The sequence below is a fragment of the Aquimarina spongiae genome (genome assembly GCF_900141785.1).
Classification (GTDB): Bacteria; Bacteroidota; Bacteroidia; order Flavobacteriales; family Flavobacteriaceae; genus Aquimarina; species Aquimarina spongiae.
Map to the genome: position 1 here is coordinate 391,728 of NZ_FQYP01000003.1, position 25,100 is coordinate 416,827.

Consider the following 25,100-nt stretch of genomic DNA (forward strand, 5'->3'; position numbering starts at 1 on the left):
GTTTACAACTTTAAAGACTACAAATCGAAATTCGATTTAAAACATGCAAGAAGAAAACAACAATCAACATACTCAATTGGATGGTGGAACTTACGAGATCATTCAAAATCGTCTACAAAAGCATAAGGGCGATCTCCAAACCCGCCTTTCCCAATTAAACGATGCAAGAAAAGAAGTCTTTGGTAGCGTAGAGACAAAACTAATCGCCAACAATCGAATCAATACAGAAAACAACTGTATTGCTAGAGATATAGTAACTATCGGAGAATATTGCTTATTTGGTTATAATGTACATTTTGGTCTTCGGACCGAAATCACCTTGGCTGATGTTTTTAGTATTTACACTTATACCAATGAACATTTCTCGGCAAAGACCTTAGATCTGATCAACGATCCTGTGTTTATTGATGATTTTACAAATCTCTATAAATACTATCGCAATACCATCTTTTCTAAATTCGCTATCGTTGGCAACTACCTCCATATGGTGTTTCAATTAAGTGAAAGTGTTTCAGATATTAAAACCTTCAAGTGGTTAATTAATGAAGGAACTCTTACCTATGTTGACAATAGAAGTGAGCATGAATTTAAGTTTCCGAAGCAACACGAGTTCAATTGGATCGAAGTATCTCGTGATATGCATCGATACGGAGCACATCCGCATATCTCCATTCTTGACAAAGTTTTTGTAGAAACTATCGGAGGAGATCTTACCATTAAAATTGAAGATAATACCGACGAAGGTAAAGGTATTCTGGATGAAGCTGTACAACACGCTGATCAAACTCTGGATGATGGACAATATCGCTTTGCAGATTTGGGTAATCTGATCACATTAGAGATCAAACCTTTTCAGGAAGCGCCACGCTATTTTGTCTACAATCATAAAATGCAAGAGGTAAAAAAAATAGAGTCTATCAAAGATGCCTGCTTACTTTTGCCTGATGATCAAGGAATTATTTATCCTAACGGATATTACCTGCAGTCTGGAGATTTCAAACTCTTTACCAATGAGGTTTCTGAGGTTAAGTTTCAGGAAAAAATCATATCTCCCAATGGAGAAGACTTTTTGTATGTGTTTTACGAAAGCGAAAAGGGGCTCTACACCCTAATGTCTTATAATGTCATCGAGCAAGAGGTAAAGACTCCTATTGTTTGTAATGGTTTTACGATTCTCCAAAATGGTGAGCTTTGTTATTTCAAAACCGAAGACGAGCAGACCAAACATCATGTAATTCAGATTTGGCAAACTCCTTTTATGAAAGGAGATTCCATTCCATCAGAACACACGGATACTTTATTATACAAAATAGGAAACAAGGATATCGTAAAAGCCATGGCCGAATGCCATGCGCTAATCACCTTATTAAACAAAGAGGATAGTTATGATGGGTTATATGATGACATTTCCAAATTCTCTAATGATGTCATCGATAGTTATTATTGGATTCGAGAAGAGGATACGTTTCGATTAGACATTCCTCTTGAAGAAATTAGTGGCGCTGCTAATGCTGCAATAGACGAATTTGAAAAGGTTGTTCAGCTTAGAAAAACTGCCGCCAAGGTAACCAAAGAAACTCAAGATCAGGCAGAACTAATCTTTGGCAAAATAAAAAGTAGTTCTTTTCGATCTATCGATGATTTTGTGCAGGTGTTATCACAACTGCGAACGCTACGTGGTGAAACCATCAGTTTAAATGATATCCGATATGTAGACAAGGAGTTTATCAAGTCTCTGGAAATCCAGATTGCCGAACAAACCGAGAAAATTTCTCAACGTTGTGTCCAATTTCTTCTGGACGACAAGGCACTACTGCCCTATCACAAAAGAGTAGAAGAAAAACAAACGGTTCTAGGAGATATCAAAAAAGTAATCGATGCCAAAAAGCTGGAAGAAGAGGTAAATCAAATCGCTACAGATCTTGAAATGCTAATTGATATCGTTTCTAATCTTCAGATCGAAGACACTTCTCATTCTACCAAGATCATCGATAATATCTCCTTGATCTTTGCTACAATTAATCAATTGAAAGCAGGAATTAAGAATGCGATAAAATCTTTGGGAAGTAAAGAAGCTACAGCAGAATTTGCGGCTCAATTAAAACTAGTAGATCAAAGCATTATTAACTATTTGGATATTGCTAACACTCCCGAAAAGACTGATGAACTTTTAAACAAGGTTTCTGTTCAGTTAGAGGATCTGGAAGGAAGATTTGCAGACTTCGAAGAATTTATTGCTCAAATTATAGAAAAACGAGAAGAAGTATATAATGCCTTTGAAGCAAGAAAAAATGGACTAATAGAAGCCCGCAACAAAAAGGCTGTTGCTTTAGAAAATGCAGCAAATCGAATTCTGAAAGGAGTTACAAAAAAAGCATTGAGTTTTGATGCAGTGGCAGATATCAACGGGTATTTTGCCTCGGATTTGATGATCAACAAACTAAGAGACATTATTGATCAGCTTACGGATTTGGATGATGCAGGAAAAGCCGAAGCTATAGAAACGGCCTTAAAAGTAGCCAAAGAAGATGCCACCCGCAAATTAAAAGACAAACAAGATTTATATGAGGATGGGGAGAATATTATCAAGCTTGGTAAACACAAATTTGGTGTAAATAAACAACCACTGGACCTCACTATTGTATACAAAGATTCGGCACTTGCTTATCATCTCACAGGTACGGATTTTTATCAGGAGATTGAGAATGAGGTATTATTACAATCCAAAAAATATTGGGATCAGGAATTAATTTCCGAAAACCCAGAAATATATCGTTCGGCATATCTCGCTTATAAAATTTTTAAAACCATAGCTAAAGAAAAATTACAGCATCAAACAGAAGAACAACTTCTGGAAATTGTAAAATCCGAGAGTAGCAAAAACTACGCAGAAGGGTATGTAAAAGGGGTTCATGATATAGACGCGGCCAAAATATTAAAAGTTCTTGTCGAACAAGATCATGGGCTTGGTTTATTGCGTTTCACCCCAAATACCAGAGCTTTTGCTCAGTATTTTTGGTTTAGCTTAGAAAAAGAAAAGCAAGAATATTGGAACACAACAATAAAAGCTTCTGGAGAGGTTTTACAGGTTTTCCCGGATAGTCAAGAGCATCATAATGTAATCACAAAACTAAATAAAGAGATCAGTGTTTTTGTAGAAGAAAGACAATGGCCTCAAACCAATGAAAGCAACGATATTGCGCATTATTTATTTACAGAATTACAAAGTGATAATAGTTTTTGCATTAGCCAAACGGCCAATGAAATATATGACGCATTCATTTCTGAACTAAAAAAGAAAAAAGTATTTACCAAACTTAAAAAAGCACTCGACTTAGATACAAAACCAAAGTCAAATGGTCATGTTGATTGGAATTCAAAAATCAATCTAGCCTTACAATGGGCAAGTTCTTACATTAAAGCAAATATCCCAGAACATATCGATTATGCTCACGAAGTCGTTTGTACTTTATTGTTCAAAGAAGAAGCAATTTCTGAAGTAATTCATGTAAATCCTTCACAAGTCATAAAAGACCTGAAAGGAAGTCATGGCACAATCACTGAAGGCAACTATTCGTTCAATTATCACACTTTTGTTGCCGCATTACACCAATTTGCAACAGTAGAGGCACCCGCCTTTGAAGCATACAGAGAAGCCAAACATCAAGTTACAGACCAATTAAAAGAAGATTTGAAGCTAAATGAATTCAAACCTAAAGTACTATCTTCTTTTGTACGAAATAAATTGATAGATCAAGTATATCTTCCTTTGTTTGGTGATAACCTATCCAAACAATTGGGTAGTGTTGGCGAAAATAAGCGTACCGATCGAATGGGAATGCTATTACTTATTTCTCCTCCAGGATACGGAAAAACGACCTTGATGGAGTATATGGCTAACCGATTAGGGTTGGTTTTTATGAAAATTAACGGCCCGGCCATTGGACACGAAGTTACTTCTGTAGATCCCATGGCTGCAAATAATGCCGCTTCAAGAGAAGAACTAAAAAAGCTAAATCTAGCTTTCGAGATGGGGAATAATGTGATGTTATATCTCGACGATATACAACATTGTAATCCTGAGTTTTTACAAAAATTTATCTCTCTCGCTGATGGAACCAGAAAAATAGAAGGAGTATACAATGGCAATCCAAAAACCTACGATTTACGAAGCAAACGTTTTTGTGTAATCATGGCAGGTAACCCATATACAGAAAGTGGAGAAAAATTTCAGATTCCGGATATGTTGGCTAACCGTGCTGATATTTATAATCTTGGAGATATCATCGGGGATACAGCCGATTTGTTTAAATTGAGTTTGATTGAAAATGCAATGACTTCAAACCCCGTCTTGCACCAATTGAGCAGCAAACACTTTGACGATATATACAAATTAATCGAAATCGTAGAAACCGGAACGCAAGAAGGTGTCGAGTTAGAAGGCAATCACACTAAACAGGAGGTACAAGATTATGTATCGGTTCTGGAAAAAGTAGTTCAAATACGAGATACGGTATTAAAAGTAAATGAAACCTACATCCAATCTGCCGCTATGGAAGATGCCTATCGCACAGAACCTTCGTTTAAACTACAAGGTTCCTACCGGGATATGAGCAAATTAGTAGCCAAGGTAGTGCCCATTATGAATGATCTCGAATTAAGGACATTATTGCTTTCACATTACGAAAACGAATCACAAACATTAACCAGTGCAGCTGAGGCCAACTTGTTAAAATATAAAGAAATGACAGGAACCATTTCGGAAGAAGAAATGACGCGCTGGGAAACCATTAAAGAAACCTTTACCAAAAACAATAAATTGAAGGGATTTGGAGATAAAAACGAAATGGCACAAGTATTAGCCCAAATGATGCAATTTAGTGATCACCTGGCCGGCATTCAGGAAGTGCTAAAAAATAGACTAGGTAAATAAATCTAATAAACGGTTTAAAGTTTTTTACCCAAGCAAAAATCATTGGGCCAAAACGTAACTTCTGGTGGAGTTTTTATACCAATATGTAATTTTGATTATTAAGCAGATCAGCACATGAAATATCTAAAATTTCTTGGTTTTTTAGGATTAATAGGGTTTCTCCCCTACTTTATAGAATGTCCGAATTACATCAAACTATTTAAACTCTTTTTCTTTTGCTTTTGGGTGGATAGTATTTCCAAATCTACAAAGGCAAAAAGGCAAAATCAATTGTAAAAGATGCCCTTCGTATTGCAAAAACTTTTGTTTTCTAAAAATTATTATTATTTTTACATAAGTACTTATATAAATGCTTATGAAAGATAAGCTTCAGGAATATGCAGAACTTGGTCTCGGATCAAGATTAAAAAGGTTAAGTGAATATCTAATGAGAGAAACTCAATTAGTATATAATGCCTGTAATATAGACTTCGATCCTTATCTCTTTCCTGTATTCAGGTTTATAATCGATCATAATACAATAACTACAACTACGATTCAGGAAGGGCTACAATTCACGCAACCAGCTATCACCCAATCGCTAAAAAAACTAACAGAAAAAAAATTAGTCACTTATAAAACTGATACCAAGGACAAAAGAAAAAAACTGTTTACGTTGAGTAAAAAAGGAAAAGACTTACATCAACAAATGATCCCTATTTGGGCAGTAATCGATGAACAAGTAAAATGGCTTACCGAAGGAAGTGCTATTGGCTTAACCCATCATTTAACCCATCTAGAAAATCAATTTGCAGAAAAATCATTAAGCCACCGAATACTTGAAAAACTATGAGACCTCTATCTGATCAACTAACTATTATCCCTTTTGATACAAAATACGCCAAAGACTTTGCTCGTCTTAATGTAGAATGGCTAGAAAAGTACTTTGTCGTAGAGCCTTTGGATCAACAATTATTAGAAAAATGCGAAGAAACTATTGTACAAAAAGGAGGGTATATCTTCTTTGCCAAAGTGGAAGAAGAAATTGCAGGAACCTTTTCTTTGATCCCCGTAGAATCAAACATATATGAGCTAGGTAAAATGGCCGTCTCTCCCAAATTTCAGGGGCATAAAATTGGCCAGCAGTTACTACAGCATGGGATTGATTTTGCAAAAAATGAGGGTTGGAAAAAAGTCATTCTATATTCCAACACCCTTCTTGAAAATGCCATTTACATCTACAAAAAAATTGGCTTTGTCGAAATACCCATAGAGAAAAAACCTTTGTACAAGCGCAGTAACATCAAAATGGAGCTAGTATTATAGGAAAACACCACTTTTGGGAATCCCAAAAGCGGTGTTTACATATTACCCCTTGTATGACCTACTCATTCACTCTTCTAATGACAAGATGGTTTTTTCCATAGTTGTTATCCCAATACTCTTGACCATTTACTCTATACAACACAGCATATTCTACCGTGTTAATAGTACTATCAAAGCGAACAAATCCAGACCAGCGCTCTATCCCGAATTGGTTAGGGCTTGTTACCGAGATAAAAGGTCCACTATTCCAAAACGGACGATACGATAGTGAAAACTCACTTTGTGTCTGCCATCCATCGGTAGTATAAACAACGACCACCTCTTTGGTAGGTGATAAGTTTCTTACATCAACAGTAACATTCAATTGATTTTGATCATAAAAAGAAGAGTAGAAAATACTGTCAAAATCAGTATCCACACTGATATTGGAGTCTGGATTAGCCAAAAAATATCCATCTCTTACCGACATCTTGTAATTGGCACCATTATTATTATCCCAATAGACCTGACCATCTACTTCATATTTCACGACAAACTCATCGGCATAAATTTGTGATGATGTTGTTCGATTTCCAATCCAGATTTCTTGATCTTCATCAATATCAAAACTGTAAGATAATGGTATTTCCTCCCAGGAGCCATCCAGTTTTTCATGAAAAATACTTACCGATTTATCAAAGGCTAAATCAGAAACTTGCACCGTAAATTTTCTTGTGTAGCTAGAAAACCCTCGATACGTACCAAAAGTCGTCCAGGATTTCACCAAACTCACTGGTTTTAAACTCTTTTCGCTAATATTGATCAAATCAGTACTTCTTTGATTTTCGATCAGCTCTTCTGTGTTACACGAAAAGATTAATAATGCTATTGCCAAATAAAACAGCTTTTTCATTCTTATTGGTTTTAAAAGTTTATTAATTAATTGTTTTGCGTATTGCGAGTCTTACCTTTCCATATTAGGTATAGAAACGCGATATAAAGTTGTATTGATTTTGATTTAGTAAGTCACTTTTTGAATGACGTAATTACTCCCGTAGTTATTGTCCCAATATTCCTGGTCCCCAACTCTGTAAACGACTGCATACTCGATTGCATTTACCTCTTGATCTACTCGAACCGTGGTTTCCCATTTATCTATATCAAATTGATTAGGACTTTGGATATAGTGTGCATATCCCACTCTAAAATACCTCTGGTAACTCAAGGCAGCTGTCTGGGTAGTTACCCACCCATCGGTAGTATAGACCACTTCTACAGATCCTGCAGTACCATAATTTCTTCTGGCATCTACATTTATATTAAAGGATCCTCCAAAAAATCTGGTGTAAAACTGGTCTACAGAAACTTCGACTTCTGGCGCCAAAAAAGCCCCCATATTAACAAGCATACTGTAGTTATCGCCATTGTTGTTATCCCAATACGTTTCTCCATTTACCGAGTACTTCACAACAAACTCATCGTTATAGATCTCCGTATCAGGTTCTACTTCTCCTATCCAGATTTCTTCATCATCACCTATACTTTGCAGAAAGGTTAACGGAATATCCTCCCAACCTCCATTGAAGGTAGAATGATGTATTGATACTTGTTTCTGAAATGCCAGGTTTTTTACTTTTACAACAAAGCGTCTTACATATCTACGTAGTACAGGGCTACTACTATTTGAAGTCCAGGCCCTAAGTAATTTTACATTATCTGAACTGTTTTTTGCGGCAAGTTCTATAGATTCATTGTCTACTTCTAATTGATCCGTGTCTGTATTACAAGAGTACAGCCCTAGTACTATTGCAAATACGAAATACATTTTTCTCATAATAAATACGTGATTAGATGGTTGTGGTTTTTGTTTTTAACTTTTCGAAAAGTTTAGTGGTCGACCTATTGTTATCTTCAAGGTAGATCGGTCGAGCATACAACCGCAACTGGCATAGACGTATTTAACATTTTTTTCACCAAGAACGTTTTCGAATCACCTGGCATTTAACTTAAAATTAAATCCCAAAAATTGGATTTAAAGCATTTCTATTATTGCACCATATTTTTTATGAAAAGTATTTTTTAAACCGAAAATTTTAGGAATCAATACGGCGAAAATTTTAGTGCATATTTAGCGTGCAATTCTTTACGAAAAGGTTTGCAAAGATATTTTAAGAAAATCTCCCTTATTTTTTCGCAACCTCATTGATGATAAATAGGGTGTAAATGGCAAGGGGGCATCTATTTTTTAAAAGAGTGGAACCCCTTTTTTCTATAGGGGTTTTTACCCCTTTATTTGATAGACTATTCTTCTTGAAAACCATTTCAAAAACCCACCAAAACACTTAATTTACAAAGGGTTACAGCCTTCGACTCTTAACAAAATTTTATATCTTTTTTTGAATCCTATAGAATAATAGTACTTTTAGAATTCACAAACATCTAATAACCCATAAAATGAAAAACAGAACTAATTTTATTGGATACCCCATTGTAGCCATCATTGCTGCACTAATCACTTATTACTGCACTAGAGAACCCGGGCCAGTGATAACACCGGATCCAACTCAACCGGAAGAAATTATTTCATTCAAGGATGCTGTTCAATTGTACGGAAGCTATTCTAAAAATCGTGCTTGTGTGATAAAAACTTTTGAAAGCAGACGAGACAGCCTATTAGACAAACTATGTCCTAGTGACAGAAAGCCCATTTCAAATTTTGTTCCTTCAAGGTCTTTTTATTTAAGTAAGGATTTTTTGGATGAATATATCTCCTATGTAAAATGGGTAACGCCAGACTCAATAGATATTACTGGTTACCGCCTTTACTTAGGAAATTATCCAGATGCTGAAAAATTTGTAGACGGAAAACCAATACCAGACCCAAGAAGAAACACCTTTTTTATTGCACCCACAACCTTATTAGGAAGTGATAATCTGCATAGAGGATACACTTTTGCAGATAGAAATAATGATGGTAGACAAGAATTAGTATTTCTAGAAGACGTACTAGACCAAATAGGATATGGAGAGCAGGGATCATTAGATCCTCAGATGATGCAACAAATACAAACCGCAGGCTTCTTTTCAGCTTTTATGGGAATTCAAGAAAATCAAAGTACCATTGCGAATGATATTGGAAGCTATCCATAATTTCATCAAAACAACTAAACTTAAATAGTGGAAAGAGAACATCTAATAATCATAATGTATGCAACAATTTTAGCAGAATTAATAACAGCCGTAATCGGAACCTTGTATTATAAAAAATATAAAGGAACCAAACTGAAACATTTTATTCTGTATTTGTGGTATACTGCTATAAATGAAATTGTAGTTGGATTATATTTGAAGAGATATCTTGAGATAGAATGGGGGGATTTATTATACAACTTGTATTATATAATAAGCTTTATATACTTTCTTACTTTGTTTAGAAATTACTTGATGATCAAAAAGAATAAAAGAGTAGTACATACTTTTTTAATAACTTATATTATTCTTTTGGTCATAAATGGTTTCTATCAGAATTATATTTATGAGTTACAAATTATTCCATATATAGCTGCTTCAAGTTTCTTAGTAGTAACCATTTTCTTATATTTCATAGAAATTCTCAATTCGGAAAAAGTACTAAATGTTAGAAAAAATTTACTTTTTTGGATTAGTATAGGTTTATTGTTATATCATATAGGCAATATTCCTTTTAGAATTCTAAGAAATTATTATTCGGATATAACCGATGCTACAGTATCTTTTTTATTAGGTGTCTTTTTGACTATAATAATGAATATCTGTTTTATTATTGGCTTTATATGGAGCGACAAGAAACAGCTATATTAATTGCAAGTATTGTATTGATCGTAATCATTACGATTATGATCTTCCTTTTCATCATTTTCCAAAAGAGGAAGAACATCTTATTACTGCAACAAAAAGAAGCTGAAAAAAAGTTTGAAACTGCGATTGCCGAAACTCAAATTGAGATACGCGAAGAAACCTTGCGTAATATCAGCTGGGAATTGCATGATAATATTGGCCAGCTACTCACGCTGGCCAAAATACAGGTAAATATTGCACAAGACGATCCCAATAGGCTGCAGGAAGTTACCGATACTATTACCAAGAGCTTAACTGAACTCAGATCGTTGTCAAAACTGATCAATCCGGATGCGATAAAAAGCTTAAGCCTAACCGAAGCTATCAATCTGGAAATTGAACGTTTTAACCGATTGCAATTTATAAAGGCCACCTTGAGCAGTAATACTGAAGTACGAAGCCTTGACGGTAAGGCAGAAATTATCATCTTCAGGATATTGCAGGAGTTTTTTACCAACACTATAAAACATTCTAAAGCCTCTACACTAGATGTAAACGTAAACTATGATGAAGAGAAACTGGTTATCCATGCCAAGGATAACGGGGTTGGTTTTAACATCAATGATTCCAATACCCAACAAGGGATTGGATTATGTAACATTCAAAACAGAGGAAAACTAATCGACGCCGAAGTAATGCTTGATTCTGAAGAAGGAGTAGGGACATCTATTACTTTAACCTATCATTATGATAAAAAAAGCTTACCTTCAGCCGTCGATGAAAACGACTAATCACATTAAGTAAAGAAATTCACACAAATTAAAAAGAACAGGGAGTTATGAAGTATTCGGTAGTTATTGTAGAGGACCACATCTTGTTATCCCAAGCCTTATCGGGTTTGGTAAATGGATTTGATAAATTCAAAATCTTATATATCTGTAAAAACGGAAGAGAACTGCTCACCCGATTTAAGGATCCAAAAAATATTCCGGATGTAGTACTTATGGACATCAACATGCCTATCATGAATGGCATTGAAACAACAGCAGCGCTCAAAGAAGAGTATCCAGAAGTAAAGGTGCTGGCATTATCTGTAGAAGAGGATGAAAATACGATTCTAAAAATGCTACGAGCAGGCGCCAAAGGATATCTATTAAAAGATACAGAAAAAAGCATTCTTGAGAACGCTTTGATACAAGTACAAGAAACAGGTTTTTATCACACCAAAGATGTAACCAATCTATTATTGGGTTCGCTTAACCCAAAAGAAGACAACAAGGTATCATTAAAAGACCGTGAGCTAGAATTTATCAAACATGCATGTACTGAAAAGACGTACAAAGAAATAGCAAGCGATATGTGCTTGAGTCCAAAGACCATCGAAGGGTACCGGGATTCTATTTTCGAAAAATTGAATCTAAAAAATCGTACAGGTCTCGTGATCTATGCTATAAAAAACAAATTATTTGTGCCTTAAAGTGTAATTCTACACTGTAGTTATTAGTAGTAAAAAAGACATTCTTATATATTAAAATCGTTTTTGGCCCGTTTATTGATCAAGGCAAAGAAAGAAAATCTTAATTATATACCTATAATTAAGATTTTTTGGCATTTTTTAAACAAACTAACCATCTTATACTTCCATAAAAACAGTGTTTTTTGTTTATTTTTGTGAGTAGAAGAACATTGATCATTTTATGCTAAAACAACAATTAAACTTTAAGCTTTCTCAAAAACTTTCGCCTCAACAAATTCAGTTGATGAAGTTGATTCAGCTTCCTACTCAAGCCTTTGAACAACGCCTAAAACAAGAGATGGAAGAGAATCCCGCTTTGGATAGCGGAAAAGAAAAATCGGATGAATATGAGGATACATTTAGCAATGAAAATGATGCAGATGACTTTGGAAATGACAAAATCGAGACTGAGATTAATGTAGATGAATACCTGAGCGATGATGAGATCCCTAGCTACCGATTAAGCTCTAACAATTACAGTTCTGATGATGAGGAAAAAAGTGTTCCTTATGCCTCGGGAACTACGTTTCATCAACATCTGGTCAATCAATTAAATACCTATCGACTAGATGAAGAAGAACGTCAGATCGCTGAATTTTTGGTGGGTAGTGTTGATGAGAGTGGATATATCCGCAGATCAATTTCTGATGTTTTAGATGATTTAGCTTTTACTCAAAATGTATATACCAGCGAAGAAAAAATAGAAAAGGTTCTTGATGTGGTTCATCAACTAGATCCTGCAGGAGTGGGTGCTCGTAATTTACAGGAATGTTTATGGCTGCAATTAGATAGAAAAGAAACCACTATACCTATTAAATTAGCCTCACAAATACTTAAAAAGGCCTTTGACCATTTCAGTAAAAAACATTATGATAAACTCATCGCAAAGTTCGATGTTACCGAAGAACAATTAAAAGAAGCTATCGAAGAGATAGAGCACCTAAATCCAAAGCCTGGTGGAGCCTATGCAGGCAATAATCGCATTATTGAGCATGTTGTGCCTGATTTTACCATTAGAATCATTGATGGAGAGCTAGAACTTACTCTTAATGGACGAAATGCTCCCGAATTACATGTATCCAGAGAATACAATAATATGCTTCAGGGGTACAAAGCAAGTAAAGAGAAATCCAAGTCCCAGAAAGATGCCGTGCTCTTTATCAAACAAAAATTAGACGCAGCAAAATGGTTTATCGAGGCGGTTAAACAGAGACAACAAACACTTTTTATTACCATGAGTGCAATAATGCACTATCAAAAAAGTTATTTCCTTAGTGGAGACGAGCGAAATCTAAAGCCTATGATCCTAAAAGACATAGCTGATGAGATTGGAATGGACGTCAGCACAGTATCTCGGGTTGCAAATAGCAAATATGTAGATACTCCTTATGGAACTAAATTAATCAAGGAGTTCTTTTCTGAATCCATGACCAACGATCAAGGTGAAGAAGTTTCTACACGAGAGATTAAGAAAATTTTGGAAATAACTATTGGCGATGAGGACAAGAAAAAGCCGTTAACCGACGAGAAACTGGCTCAAATCCTTAAAGAAAAAGGATATCCTATCGCTAGAAGGACCGTTGCTAAATACAGAGAACAATTAGAGATTCCTGTAGCGAGGTTAAGAAAGAAGATTTAATGAACTTTTTTTTAAGAATTGCTTCTTACATACTACATCCATTATTGATGCCCCTTATCGGTGCACTTATATATTTTGCTGCTGCTCCAAGATTCATTCCAGAGGAAATCATCCAAACCAAAATTTTTGGATTAACGGTACTTACGATTCTTATTCCAGTTGTTTTATTCTTCTTTTTAAAAAGTCTGGGCACGATTAGCTCTATTCATTTAGAAAATGTAAAACAACGTAAAATCCCCCTGTTATTACAATCCATCTTACTGATTGTAGTGATCAAAATGGTTATTGATGTGTATCGATACCCAGAACTATACTTTTTTTTCTTGGGCATATTATTATCTACCTTAAGCGCAATTTTTATGGCTCTTTTCAATATAAAGGCTAGTTTGCACATGATCGGGATCAGTGGGATTACTATGTTTACCATTGCGCTCAGTATTCACTTTGAGATGAACCTCACCCTTCTTATTGCTGGTTTGATGATTGCAAATGGAGTTGTCGCCAGTTCCAGACTACACCATAAAGCGCATACTGGTTTGGAACTTGTTTTGGGTTTGTTAATGGGAGTGATCCCTCAACTTACTTTAATCAACTTCTGGTTATAAAATATAAAACATCAGTCCTACCCTTGCGGTATTGATATTCACTTTTTCGCCATCAATTTGAGCACTATCGTCAAAAAGAGGATTAAGGCTATAGTAGAAATGAAAGTTAAAAGTGTTCCATCCAAAGGTAAATGTAGCTCCGATTCTCCAAGGGTTCAGTTCTTCAATATTGGTAAGCTTCACTTCTCGTGTTTCATCTTCAAACCTCGACCTAAAATAGTACATATAGCCAATTCTGAGTCCCGTATAAATTCTATAAAACTTATGACTTTCAGGAACAGAGGTTCTCCATCTAAATTCGATAGGCGCTTCAAACAAATGTGTAGCAAACCTATTGGCATTAAAATCAATTCCTTTCAGACTACTAAAAATCGATTTCCCCGTAGCTTCACTTTCATCAATCAACAAATTGTGATTAAAAACATTCAAAGAATATCCCAAACCTACTCCAAAAGCCACATTACGTCTTTTATTGATCGGCATGTCTCGTATAAACCCAAGCTGAAACCCTCCAGAAAATCCAGATTGACTAACATCAGTAGGGCGGTTAAGGATTAAATTATAGGTGAATCCAACATAAAACTGATCTTCACGATAGAGGGAATCCACAACTATTGCCTCCTCAGCCTCTGTATCCAAATCTGGAACTATTTGACACACTAGCGGATTGATAAAAAAACAACAACTAATAAATAACAGTAGTCTCTTCATATAGAACACTAAAATAAATCTATTTCTATTAGAAACGGCATAAACATAACAAAAAACTAAAAAGGCTTGCATAAGACCTCATCAGATGACAAGGCCCTACACAAACCTATAACTGCTAAAAAACGTCTTTATTGACTATTATTAGCCACATCTCCATTTCGAGTGGTATAATTAATCTTCAAAGCATTAACAGCTCTTAATTCCTTTTTAATATCACCTACTAAGCCCATTTTGGTGTCTTTGTCAACCTTCAGGGCTGTAATCAAAAAAGGAATCTCTGCATCACGTTTACCTGCACGCTCCGATAATATAAATGATTTGATTTCTTGCAAACTAGCAAATTTATCATTCAACTGAATCTTTGCTTCATCACCCACATAAATGTATCTAGAGCTAGGTTTTCCAGCATATATAGACATTACCAGATTTTTGTTTTCTAATCGTTCTACTTGATCCGCATATGGTAACCGATTTTCTATCATCAACGTATCTTCTCGCATCACAGTAGCTACCATAAAGAAAAATAATAGCATAAATACAATGTCTGGTAATGATGCCGTAGAAATTTCCGGTAATTTTTGGTTCTTTTTATTTTTAAATGTATTCATTTTACTTGAGTTTAGAGTGAGTACTATTGTCTTGGTTCGGCTTCAGATAACTTTTCTGGATATAAGGATTGAACATTTCGAATCCTCTCCTTCAATTCTTCCCTACTTCCAACATAATTTGGATCTTTCAAACTTTCTTCCATAGTCAAAAAAGAAACCCCATACAACTTGGTTGACACTCTATTACGCAACTCATTGTACGCCGCCATCAGTTCATTTTGTACAGTGATATACGTTTGGTAGTTGGTTTCCCTACTATTTACCAATGACACAATCGCTTTTCCAGGGTTTTCCGAAGACAAAGGATCTTTACTCCCCAAACAATAATCACAGCCCTGATTGGCAGATCCTCCTCCATTATCCAAAAAAGCGATGGCTGCCGATTTAAGTTCATCAATCTTCATCAACTCCCCTTCTACCAGAAGTTCATTTTGTTGATTGATCTCAACTCTGAATAAATTACGCTCCTTAATATCCGCAATTACAGGTTCATCTAGCAAAGGAGGAAGTTTTCTGTTGATACCTTTATCGGTTTCTATCGTAGTGGAAACCAAAAAAAAGATGAGTAATAAAAATGCAATATCCGCCATAGATCCTGCATTTACCATTGGTGCGGTTCTGTTTACCATAATACATATATTTAATTAATAATTACTTACAACAGTAACAGACCATGATCCGATAAGACATGAATGATGTAGAAGAAATAAAGAAGTGTTTCTACGCACTACAACCTTTTACTAAATATTCAATATCCATTTTTGGAAGGTTAGATATTGGTTAGTGATTACATATATAGATCATAGTAATACGTATTATGGGACAATTCTCATGCCATTTTTCAGGTAATAAACTCTAAAACGGAAATAATAGCGCATAAAAAATCCCGTCTAATAGACGGGATTTTTTATATGTATAAGATTATCTTCTTTTATATCACTTTACTGAAGGTTATCCATTGCACTTCCAGTTCTGGTGGTATAATTGATTTTCAACGCTTGTACGTCTCTTAATTCCTTTTTTATATCTCCTACAAGACCCATATTGGTCGCACCATCAACTTTTAAGGCTGTGGTAAGGAAAGGAACTAATTCTTCTCTTTTGGATGCTCTCTCGGCCAAAATAAACGCCTTGATATCGCTTACATCTGCAAACTTATCATTAAGCTGAATTCTAGCTGTGCTACCAGCGCTAGCTTGATACCTAGAACTCGGCTTCCCTGCGTAGATATACATTACCAAATCTTTCTTATCTAATTTCTCGATTTGGTCTGCCGTTGGCAATCTATTTTCGATCATCAACGTATTTTGACGCATTACTGTTGCAACCATAAAGAAAAATAATAACATAAATACAATATCAGGTAACGAGGCTGTTGATATAGCCGGTAAGTCACCACTCTTTTTCTTCTTAAACTTAGACATAAGAATTCTTTTTTTGTTATTACTTATTTCTTTGGTTCTGCCTCAGAAAGTTTTTCTGGGAACAAGAACTGTATTTTCTTGATATCTTCCTTTAGAGATTCCTTATTACCTGTGTAATTTACGTCTTTGAGCTCTTTTTCCATCTGTACGAATGTTTTTCCAAACAAACGCTGTGCTTCACGATTACGTAACGTAGTATATGCTGCTACCAATTCATTCTGAACAGCAATATACGTTTCATAATTTGTTTCCCTGTTATTACGCAGAGAGATTACAGCTTTTGTTGGGTTATCCGAAGAAGATGGATCTTTTGATCCTTGACAGTAATTACAGGCATCTTCTCCTGCTCCACCACCATTATCTAAAAATTTAATGGCAGCTTCACGAAGATCCTTCAACTCCATTGGAGTTTCCTCTACAAGAAGGTCATTATTTTTGTTTAGTTCAACCACAAAAATATTTTTTTCCTTCAAGATTGGAGGTGGTACTTCTTCGTCCTGTGGAGGAGGAAGCTTACGGCTAATACCACTATCTGTTTCGATAGTCGTTGTAACCAGGAAGAATATAAGAAGTAAGAAAGCGATATCTGCCATAGATCCCGCATTTACTTCTGGTGCTGCTCTTCTTGCCATACTATTTACCTATTAATTTTTTAATACCAGAGAAAAACATTAATCCTACTGCTACTGCAGCTAGAACATAAAATGCATATAATCCAGTTCCTACCCATTTCGATCCACTAGCAGAAAGTACGTCACCATCTTTAAGAGGGGTCTCTACTCCGTTTGCCATAGCAAAACCGATACCCACTACAATAAGGAAAGCTACAACACCTATTGCTGTATTTTTAAGACCTGAAGGGTTCTTTAGTAATGTTGAAATTACAGTGAATAATGTAGCCACGATAGTTACTATGAAGATAATCAAAGTAAGGCTATACAATGGACTTACTGAAGACTCGGCAACATCTAATGGAAGTTCTCTTGCTTCAGAAACACCATTCTGATCCATCAAATCACTGATTGAGCTACTCATAACATACCAAAGGATCGCTCCTAAGATACCTACTCCTAGCACAACATATGATAATATTTTAGAAAGTTTCATGTGTCTATATTTTATTTGGAATGCAATTGCACTCTGATTAACTAATGAATGTCATTTTTGAAATCGTCTTCAAAAAGACTTTACTAGCAGGGAAAACCCTACTTTACCGTATGCTTAGTAATTACTTTTTGTTCTTGTAAGCTACTAACATATCGATTAAAGTAATCGATGCATCTTCCATATCGTTAACGATTCTATCAATTTTTGCTACGATGTAGTTGTAGAAAATCTGAAGGATAATCGCTACGATAAGACCAAATACTGTAGTCAAAAGTGCTACTTTAATACCACCTGCTACAAGAGAAGGTTGCATGTCTCCAGCCGCTTCAATTTTATCGAATGCCTGAATCATACCAATTACCGTACCCATGAACCCAAGCATCGGAGCAAGAGCGATAAATAAAGATATCCAAGATACGTTCTTCTCTAATTGTCCCATTTGAACACCACCGTAAGCTACAACAGCTTTTTCAGCAGCGTCTATGCTTTCATCAGCTCTGTCAAGCCCTTGATAGTAAATAGAAGCAACAGGTCCTTTAGTGTTTCTACACTCTTCCTTAGCTGCTTCAACACCACCACTATTTAAAGCGTCTTCAACTCTTTGTTGTAATTTCTTAGTGTTGGTTGTAGAAAGATTTAAAAAGATAATTCTTTCGATTGCAATCGCAAGACCTAGGATCAAACATAAAAGTACGATACCCATAAATTCAGGTCCACCCTCTATAAAACGTTTTTTAAGGTTTTGGTGAAATGTTAACTCTTCAGTAGTAGCAGAAGCATCTTCTTGTACTGTTGTCGATGTTATAGGAGCAATTAATAATTGCACATTAGTCGTTAATAACTGGGCAGGTGCAGTTGACGCCTGTAAATTTCCAAAAGCCATTACTGCTGTGATTGCCAGAATAGAAAATAATCTTTTCATTGCGCTGATTCTTAATTTTAATTAGTTAAAGGGTTAAAGATATAAAAATATTATAAAAACTGTCAAATATTTAAATATATTGCAGAGAGGAAGGGATTCGAACCCTCGATACGCTTTTGACGTATACACACTTTCCAGGCGTGCGCCTTCGACCACTCGGCCACCTCTCTTCATTTCCCAAAAATGGGATGGGCAAATAACAAAAAAAATGTTAACCAATAAAATTTGAGGCGTTAATTTTCTGACATTTCGCCACGTAGAGAGGTTTCATAGATGGTTTTAAGGACTTTAAGTGGTAAATTTTCGCCCAACAAATACATCAGTTTAGCTACTGCTGCCTCGGTTGTGATGTCTTTTCCCGAGATTACTCCTACCTTTTTTAAGGCAACACTGGTATCGTATTTACCCATTTCGACGCTTCCTCCAACACATTGAGTCACATTAATAATAGGAATACCCTTTTTGATCGTCTGCGATAACATTTTCACAAACCATTCTTTGGTAGTTGTATTTCCCGACCCATAGGTTTCTAATACAATTCCTTTGATACTAGGTAATTCAAAAATTCCCTTCAGTATTGTTTCATTGATCCCCGGAAACATTTTGATCACTACGACATTATTATCAAAATGAGTGTGATATACCATTTTCTTCCGTCTGTTTACAGCTCTCAAAAAAGGTGTATGTACTTTAAGGTGCACTCCAGACTCTACCAACGCCGGATAATTTAGGGATTGAAAAGCCTCAAAATGCTCAGCATTAAGTTTTGTGGTTCTATTGGCTCTAAGCAGTTTATATTCAAAATACAATCCTACTTCTGTAATTACCGGCCTGCCCTTTTCTTGCAATGCTGCTATCTGAACCGCTGTAATCAAATTCTCTTTGGCATCGGTTCGCAAATCTCCAATAGGCAACTGGGACCCTGTAAAAATGATAGGTTTTGCCAGGTTTTCGAACATAAAACTCACGGCAGAAGCCGTATAGGACATGGTGTCACTTCCGTGAAGCACTACAAAACCATCGTACTTATCGTAATGATTATTAATAATATCCCCAAGTTCTTTCCAACGTTCCACATTCATATCGGAAGAATCAATGGGTTCATCAAAACTTATGGTATCGATATTACAATCCAATTGTTTCAACTCTGGAATATTTGACAATAGCTTATTGAAATCAAATGCTACCAAAGCCCCTGTTTCAAAATTTTTGATCATACCGATAGTACCACCAGTATAGATAAGAAGTATGTTTGATTTACTGCTCATAACACAAATGAACAAAATTTAATGCATTATAAATTATATACCGAAGACATCTTTAGAATTTTGGGTAGTAATAGCCGCGATCTCGTCTACAGGTTTTTGATAAATATCTACCAACCTATCCAGAACATTGGTGATATATGAACTTTCGTTTCGCTTCCCCCTATAAGGAGTCGGTGCCAAATAAGGCGCGTCGGTCTCGAGCACAATATGCTCCAAAGGTATTTGATCTAAGAATTTATCGATTTTCCCATTCTTGAAGGTAACTACTCCACCGATACCTAATTTCATATTATACCCTATAGCTCTATGCGCATCCTCTATGGTACCTGTAAAACAATGAAAAATCCCAAACAGCTCCTCCCCTTTTTCTAGCTCCAAAACCTCAAAAACCTCTTCAAAAGATTCTCTACAATGAATTACAATCGGCATTTTATACTTTTTTGCCAATTGAATTTGATATCTAAATGCTTCTTGTTGTTGTTTAAGAAAACTTTTATCCCAATACAAATCGATGCCTATTTCACCTACTGCATAAAACCTCTTTTCAGCATTAGGAGTAGTTCGTTTTGCCAGCTCTAGCTCGACATGCTTTAATTCTTCTTCATAGTTTTCTTTCACATGAGTAGGATGTAACCCCATCATCAAGAATACATTTTCGGGATATTGAGCCTCAATATCATACATGGATGTAGTGTAGGTAGAATCTATAGCAGGCACAAAAAATCGTGTGATTCCTTTTTCTATAGCACGCTGCATCATCTCCTTTTGATCCTCTTCAAAAGACTCGCTATAAATATGTGTATGAGTGTCTGTAATTATCATGCGGCAAAAGTAAATAAATTCACTTTTGGTCGCTATATCTAATACCAATATAATTGGCGTAACATCAATTTAAGAAATACTGATGATTCTTTCTAAAGGAAGTACCATGGATTTTTTAAGGATAACATACTTTGAGGTAACTCCCCATATGGTAGTCTCTACTTCTTTTATCCCCTCGTTGTCTATAAAACGAATCTTGACCTTTACATGTTCTAAATTACCTAATCGAAGTGCTCTAAGTAATTTTTGACATCTGTCTTTTACCTCTTTCTTTTTATCTAAAACTTCTTCTTTGGGAAAATTTAAAAATGCGATTTGCTCTTTTTCGATGTGTTGTATTTGATCTAAAGTCTTCATATGCCCTTTCTTTTTAATGATTTATTCATCAATTTAGTGGAGACAAAAGCATATACATTACATTATTTTAGATTTTTTTAATACAATCTATAAACAAATTAACAGCATAAAGAAGCATACCGTTCCCTATTCTAATCTAGTTTTTTCAATAGTTTTTGCGCTTGTTGATAGTCCTCTGCATCTTCTGGAATTTTCTTTAGTAATCCTGCGCATGACTCATACTTCTCTTGCTTTAATTCATTGAGTGCTTCAAACCATAATGCCCGATAACGGTACACCGAGTTTCCTTTGTACAAACTTTCAAAAACAGTAGTAGCGTTTGCATATTTGTTCTGTTCTAACAATGCAATTCCATAATAAAACTGATACTGGGTATTATCAGGATCTTCTGTTAATAATGAAGAAAAGTAATTTTCGGCTGCTTTATAGTCTCCAGCATTGAATACCTTCTCTACATTTTTGGCATCCTCATTTGAGTTCGAACGTTCACCCATAGATAATTCGGGAATAGTTGCAAAATCATCATAGGTTGGATTCCCCTGATTAAAAAAGTAGACTCCAAAAAATAAGACTACACTAGCGGCAACGGCATAGGCCCACTTAGGCATTTGTATTACTTTTGATTTCTTTGGTGTAGTGGTTGTATTGAAATAGGAATCCCCGATTTGCTTAAGGTTATCTTTGAGCTCCTGTTGTTGTTTTTCGGTAGTAAAATTACTGTCCAAATGGGACCATAATTCCTGATATACCTTCAATTCTTGATTTGCAGCTTCATCTTCGGTCAATATTTGATCCAAAGTCGCCTTATCCTCTACAGAAAGGTCCTGCCTGCAGTATTTCTCGAACAACTCGTATTTTTCTTCTGGGGTCATAACAAATTCTTTAAGTGATTAAACCTTGGAGCACTCTGAACCAGTTGCGTTAATTGACCAATACACAAAGATTTCTTTTTTCGAACATATCCATAGGACTGTCCTAATTTTTGTGCTACTTCTTCCAAAGATTTTATGGTAAAAGTAGTTTTCAGCAATTCTTTACACGCTTTTCCTAATTGGTCAAACATTTCTTCAAACAGTTCGTGTTTTGCCGCGTATAATTCGGTTTCTTCAGCAAAACGAGCACTCTCATCATCAATAGATACAACACCTTCGTTAATTGTTACCTCTTTGTTCGAAGATTTATTCAATTCATTGATCCATTTGCGCTTACACAGTAAAAAGAAGTAGGCATCAAACGGACATGTAAGTTGCAGTTTTTTTTCGGTGGCTTGTCTGTAAATCGTAATCAGCGTTTCCTGAATAATATCCTGAGCCCGAGACTCGTCACCACTGTTTTTCTTTATATAGCCTACCACCTTGGGTGCAAATCGTTCATAAATCTCAGCCAACACCTTACTATCATTTCGTAAAAGCGCCTCGATATATTTTTGATCAGCATGTGGTTTGGAATTCCCCATAGACAATTGGTTAGCGCTTCTAATTTAAAAAAAGTTTCAAGATAATGGTAACAAAACTTTAAAGCTATTGATATGAGGTCGTAAACAATAAAACTTTAAAAATTATGAAAGCAATGAATACGACAATGGTATCCTCAAAAAACAACAGAGGAACCAAAAAAGTAATTCCGTTTTTACTATCACTTCTACTCACTTCTCTTTTGTTTGTGGGCTGTAAAAATGATGATAACGAAATTTTGATTCAGGAAATCTTAGATGGAGAAGAGTTAGCACAATCCATAAAGGATCAACGGGAACAAGCAAAACAAACTACGATTTTGAATGCAGACACTGGCGGAGAAGTATATGGTGCAGAAGGGACTATTCTTTACTTCGGCCCTAATAGCTTTTTGGATCAAAACGGAGATCCAGTTACTGGTAGTGTATCAATAGAGTTGATTGAAATCTACGACAAAGCCAAAATGCTACTTACCAAAATGCCCACCAACGGGAAACGACCCAACGGCGATGTAGAAACCTTGGTTTCTGGAGGAGAGTTTTATGTAAATGCCACCCAGGATGGATCTCCATTAGAACTTGCCAATGGATTTCAGCTATTGGCTCCAACGGATCAGGTTGACAATGAAATGGTGCTTTTTAGTGCTCAGGACAATGATTGCGATGACACTGACTTAGATTGCGATGTGGTTTGGGAAGAAGACGACCAGGGAGACCTGGAAATCGTTCAACGAGAAGGACCTAATGGGATGGGCGTAACCTTTTACCTGGGTATTGCCGATCACTTTGGATGGACCAATATTGATAGATGGTTTAGCGATCCCAGACCAAAAACGGTTCTTAGTGTAGACCCACCAGAAGGATATGACAACACCAATTCTAATGTATACATCTCTTATGATGGAGAACCTGGCACTTTAGCGCTACTAGATATTTACGATCCAGATACTGGTCTATTTTCTGAGCATTATGGATTGATCCCTATAGGACTGGAGATACACATCATTTTTGTATCTGTTCAAGACGGGCAGTATGTGTACGCAATCCAATCAGCTACTGTAGAAGAAGATCATGTAGAGGTAATTGGAACTACTTCAACAGCCACCGAAGCCGAATTGGTAGCCATCATCAATGCACTTCCTTAATAGATAAAAATTACTGGAATATGCTTACAGGTTAACGGGGGTTACGGCATATTCGAGTTAGTATTCCGGGGGTATAGCTCCCGGAATTTCTATATCTGGACAAAAATTTTGAAAAAAATTCTAAAAAAGGGGTAACAAAAAATCAAAGCACTTGATCTGAGGGTGTAAAACAAAAAATAAAGAAAGACATGATAACGAATCACACAACATTTGCATTACCAAAAAACAGTAGGAATGTAAAACAAATATGCATAAGCTTATTACTTTCAGCCTTTTCACTTTTCTTTTTCGGAAGTTGTGAAACTGATGATGGGATTACGGATATACAAACTAACAGCCCTGTATTTGACATCGACTTATTTGAACAAAACCTCATCGATTATGTCGAAGCTGGTGGAAATGCACCCGTAGGATGGGCATATACAATTAGTACAAACGGAAACCTATCCAAATCCAACGCCTATGGCCAAGCCAGAACAGCTGCAGACGGAGCCCTTGATTTCACTTTAAACAAAGAAATTAACATAGCCAGCGTTTCCAAATTCTACACGGCAATCGGCGCGATGCAGTTACTAGAAGCCAACAATCTAACCATTGAAGACAACATTGAAGATTGGTTACCTGAATCATGGACCAAAGGACCTGGGGTAAGTGAGCTAACTTTCAAAGATCTATTAAAACACGAATCTGGACTACAGAGCACCAATAATAACTTTGATACTACCTTAGGTTACGAAGGACTTAAAGATTGTATCGAAACCGGAGTAGTAAACTCTAAATCTCGTAATTATCTGAATGTGAATTTCGCATTATTTAGAGTGTTAATCCCTTCACTTTGGAGTGCTGTAAGCAACAATGCTATCGATCTTGAAAACGATGCCAATACCCAATTCATGTATCTTTTATACATGCAGGAAAATATCTTCGATAGGCTTTCATTGCCTTTAGTAGGTTGTACGCCGGAAAACAGAGAAATCTCAACGATGTATTACAACGTTAATGATCCGGACACAAACTCCAATGGTCAGTACTACGGAGGTTGGAACAACAAATCCGGAGGAGGAGGATACTTTATGAGCACCCTGGAAATGGCAAAAGTCAATGCATTCTTCGAACATACTGAAACACTAGTATCCAAAGACCAAAGAGATCTTATGAAACTACATCGATTGGGTATGGATGTAGAGGATGTTAACGACGAGATCCACGGAAGTTATTACGGAAAAGCTGGTTCGATTGGAACCAGCAGTGATCCATCCATCTCTCAAGGAGTACGTACACAAATAGTGATGTTTCCAGCAAATGGGATCGACTGTGTGATCGTAATGAACACACAAGGAGTGACCTTGCAAAGCACTACGAGTTTGCGCCAAATGATATACAACGCCTATAATGATGCATGGCAGTAAATAGTAACAAATACGGTTACTAAAATTCCGGGAAATCACCTTCCCGGAATTTGAACATTTAACTTTTTACTATCTTTAGTA

The 25,100-nt window shown here is 35.9% G+C and carries 24 protein-coding genes and 1 tRNA gene; 10 read left to right on the forward strand and 15 right to left on the reverse strand.

The window, feature by feature from the left end; all coding sequences use genetic code 11:
* Positions 1–43 precede the first annotated feature (43 nt).
* From BUE24_RS09115 to BUE24_RS09125, 3 genes are all read left to right on the forward strand, one after another.
* A complete protein-coding gene (locus tag BUE24_RS09115) occupies positions 44–4,933 on the forward strand; it encodes a DNA repair ATPase (protein ID WP_073315686.1) in 4,890 nt (1,629 codons plus the stop codon).
* A 355-nt stretch (positions 4,934–5,288) separates the two neighbouring features.
* Positions 5,289–5,765, forward strand: coding sequence for a MarR family transcriptional regulator (locus BUE24_RS09120; protein ID WP_170864576.1), 477 nt, complete (start codon positions 5,289–5,291; stop codon positions 5,763–5,765).
* Positions 5,762–6,238: a GNAT family N-acetyltransferase gene (locus BUE24_RS09125; protein WP_073315688.1), complete on the forward strand. Its 477-nt coding sequence runs from the start codon at positions 5,762–5,764 to the stop codon at positions 6,236–6,238. The genes BUE24_RS09120 and BUE24_RS09125 overlap by 4 nt, the downstream gene beginning before the upstream one ends.
* Positions 6,239–6,296: 58 nt before the next feature.
* On the opposite strand, the gene BUE24_RS09130 is transcribed toward BUE24_RS09125, so the two are convergent.
* The gene (locus BUE24_RS09130) at positions 6,297–7,130 is read right to left on the reverse strand and encodes a carbohydrate-binding protein (RefSeq protein WP_073315689.1); all 834 of its coding nucleotides are present in this window, start codon (positions 7,128–7,130) and stop codon (positions 6,297–6,299) included.
* Positions 7,131–7,235: 105 nt separating this feature from the next.
* The gene (locus tag BUE24_RS09135; RefSeq protein ID WP_073315690.1) at positions 7,236–8,051 is read right to left on the reverse strand and encodes a carbohydrate-binding protein; all 816 of its coding nucleotides are present in this window, start codon (positions 8,049–8,051) and stop codon (positions 7,236–7,238) included.
* Between the two features lie 620 nt (positions 8,052–8,671).
* Here BUE24_RS09135 and BUE24_RS09140 point away from each other — a divergent pair.
* The 5 genes from BUE24_RS09140 to BUE24_RS09165 all read left to right on the forward strand — a co-directional run bounded on the left by BUE24_RS09140 (position 8,672) and on the right by BUE24_RS09165 (position 13,793).
* Positions 8,672–9,367 (forward strand): hypothetical protein, encoded by a 696-nt coding sequence (locus BUE24_RS09140; RefSeq protein ID WP_073315691.1) that lies wholly within the window; start codon positions 8,672–8,674, stop codon positions 9,365–9,367.
* A 662-nt stretch (positions 9,368–10,029) separates the two neighbouring features.
* Complete coding sequence (locus BUE24_RS09150; protein WP_073315693.1) at positions 10,030–10,824, forward strand: sensor histidine kinase; 795 nt, start codon at positions 10,030–10,032, stop codon at positions 10,822–10,824.
* Between the two features lie 47 nt (positions 10,825–10,871).
* Complete coding sequence (locus BUE24_RS09155; protein WP_073315694.1) at positions 10,872–11,510, forward strand: response regulator transcription factor; 639 nt, start codon at positions 10,872–10,874, stop codon at positions 11,508–11,510.
* A 220-nt stretch (positions 11,511–11,730) separates the two neighbouring features.
* On the forward strand, positions 11,731–13,188 hold the full coding sequence (gene rpoN, locus BUE24_RS09160) for an RNA polymerase factor sigma-54 (protein ID WP_073315695.1): 1,458 nt from the start codon (positions 11,731–11,733) through the stop codon (positions 13,186–13,188).
* On the forward strand, positions 13,188–13,793 hold the full coding sequence (locus BUE24_RS09165) for a hypothetical protein (protein ID WP_073315696.1): 606 nt from the start codon (positions 13,188–13,190) through the stop codon (positions 13,791–13,793). The genes rpoN and BUE24_RS09165 overlap by 1 nt, the downstream gene beginning before the upstream one ends.
* On the opposite strand, the gene BUE24_RS09170 is transcribed toward BUE24_RS09165, so the two are convergent.
* The 13 genes from BUE24_RS09170 to BUE24_RS09230 all read right to left on the reverse strand — a co-directional run bounded on the left by BUE24_RS09170 (position 13,788) and on the right by BUE24_RS09230 (position 22,468).
* Positions 13,788–14,432 (reverse strand): porin family protein, encoded by a 645-nt coding sequence (locus BUE24_RS09170; protein ID WP_244548137.1) that lies wholly within the window; start codon positions 14,430–14,432, stop codon positions 13,788–13,790. The genes BUE24_RS09165 and BUE24_RS09170 overlap by 6 nt on opposite strands.
* Positions 14,433–14,632: 200 nt before the next feature.
* Positions 14,633–15,112, reverse strand: coding sequence for an ExbD/TolR family protein (locus BUE24_RS09175; RefSeq protein WP_073315698.1), 480 nt, complete (start codon positions 15,110–15,112; stop codon positions 14,633–14,635).
* A 23-nt stretch (positions 15,113–15,135) separates the two neighbouring features.
* Positions 15,136–15,741: an ExbD/TolR family protein gene (locus BUE24_RS09180; RefSeq protein WP_073315699.1), complete on the reverse strand. Its 606-nt coding sequence runs from the start codon at positions 15,739–15,741 to the stop codon at positions 15,136–15,138.
* A 312-nt stretch (positions 15,742–16,053) separates the two neighbouring features.
* Positions 16,054–16,536 carry an ExbD/TolR family protein gene (locus BUE24_RS09185; protein WP_073315700.1) on the reverse strand — a complete coding sequence of 161 codons (483 nt, stop codon included), beginning with the start codon at positions 16,534–16,536 and terminating at the stop codon, positions 16,054–16,056.
* A gap of 23 nt (positions 16,537–16,559) precedes the next feature.
* The gene (locus tag BUE24_RS09190; RefSeq protein WP_073315701.1) at positions 16,560–17,168 is read right to left on the reverse strand and encodes an ExbD/TolR family protein; all 609 of its coding nucleotides are present in this window, start codon (positions 17,166–17,168) and stop codon (positions 16,560–16,562) included.
* A gap of 1 nt (position 17,169) precedes the next feature.
* A complete protein-coding gene (locus tag BUE24_RS09195) occupies positions 17,170–17,643 on the reverse strand; it encodes a hypothetical protein (RefSeq protein ID WP_073315702.1) in 474 nt (157 codons plus the stop codon).
* A 121-nt stretch (positions 17,644–17,764) separates the two neighbouring features.
* Complete coding sequence (locus tag BUE24_RS09200; RefSeq protein ID WP_073315703.1) at positions 17,765–18,565, reverse strand: MotA/TolQ/ExbB proton channel family protein; 801 nt, start codon at positions 18,563–18,565, stop codon at positions 17,765–17,767.
* An 82-nt stretch (positions 18,566–18,647) separates the two neighbouring features.
* Positions 18,648–18,735 (reverse strand) — tRNA-Ser (locus BUE24_RS09205).
* A 63-nt stretch (positions 18,736–18,798) separates the two neighbouring features.
* A complete protein-coding gene (locus BUE24_RS09210) occupies positions 18,799–19,833 on the reverse strand; it encodes an asparaginase (RefSeq protein ID WP_073315704.1) in 1,035 nt (344 codons plus the stop codon).
* Between the two features lie 33 nt (positions 19,834–19,866).
* Positions 19,867–20,655 (reverse strand): TatD family hydrolase, encoded by a 789-nt coding sequence (locus BUE24_RS09215; protein WP_073315705.1) that lies wholly within the window; start codon positions 20,653–20,655, stop codon positions 19,867–19,869.
* A gap of 69 nt (positions 20,656–20,724) precedes the next feature.
* A complete protein-coding gene (locus BUE24_RS09220) occupies positions 20,725–21,012 on the reverse strand; it encodes a hypothetical protein (RefSeq protein WP_073315706.1) in 288 nt (95 codons plus the stop codon).
* Positions 21,013–21,143: 131 nt separating this feature from the next.
* Positions 21,144–21,884, reverse strand: a complete 741-nt coding sequence (locus BUE24_RS09225) for a tetratricopeptide repeat protein (protein ID WP_073315707.1) — start codon at positions 21,882–21,884, stop codon at positions 21,144–21,146.
* The gene (locus BUE24_RS09230) at positions 21,881–22,468 is read right to left on the reverse strand and encodes an RNA polymerase sigma factor (RefSeq protein ID WP_073315708.1); all 588 of its coding nucleotides are present in this window, start codon (positions 22,466–22,468) and stop codon (positions 21,881–21,883) included. The genes BUE24_RS09225 and BUE24_RS09230 overlap by 4 nt, the downstream gene beginning before the upstream one ends.
* Before the next feature lie 104 nt (positions 22,469–22,572).
* Between BUE24_RS09230 and BUE24_RS09235 the strand changes: the two genes are divergently transcribed.
* Complete coding sequence (locus tag BUE24_RS09235; RefSeq protein WP_084549464.1) at positions 22,573–23,610, forward strand: hypothetical protein; 1,038 nt, start codon at positions 22,573–22,575, stop codon at positions 23,608–23,610.
* A 188-nt stretch (positions 23,611–23,798) separates the two neighbouring features.
* On the forward strand, positions 23,799–25,019 hold the full coding sequence (locus BUE24_RS09240; RefSeq protein WP_073315709.1) for a serine hydrolase domain-containing protein: 1,221 nt from the start codon (positions 23,799–23,801) through the stop codon (positions 25,017–25,019).
* Positions 25,020–25,100: the final 81 nt, after the last annotated feature.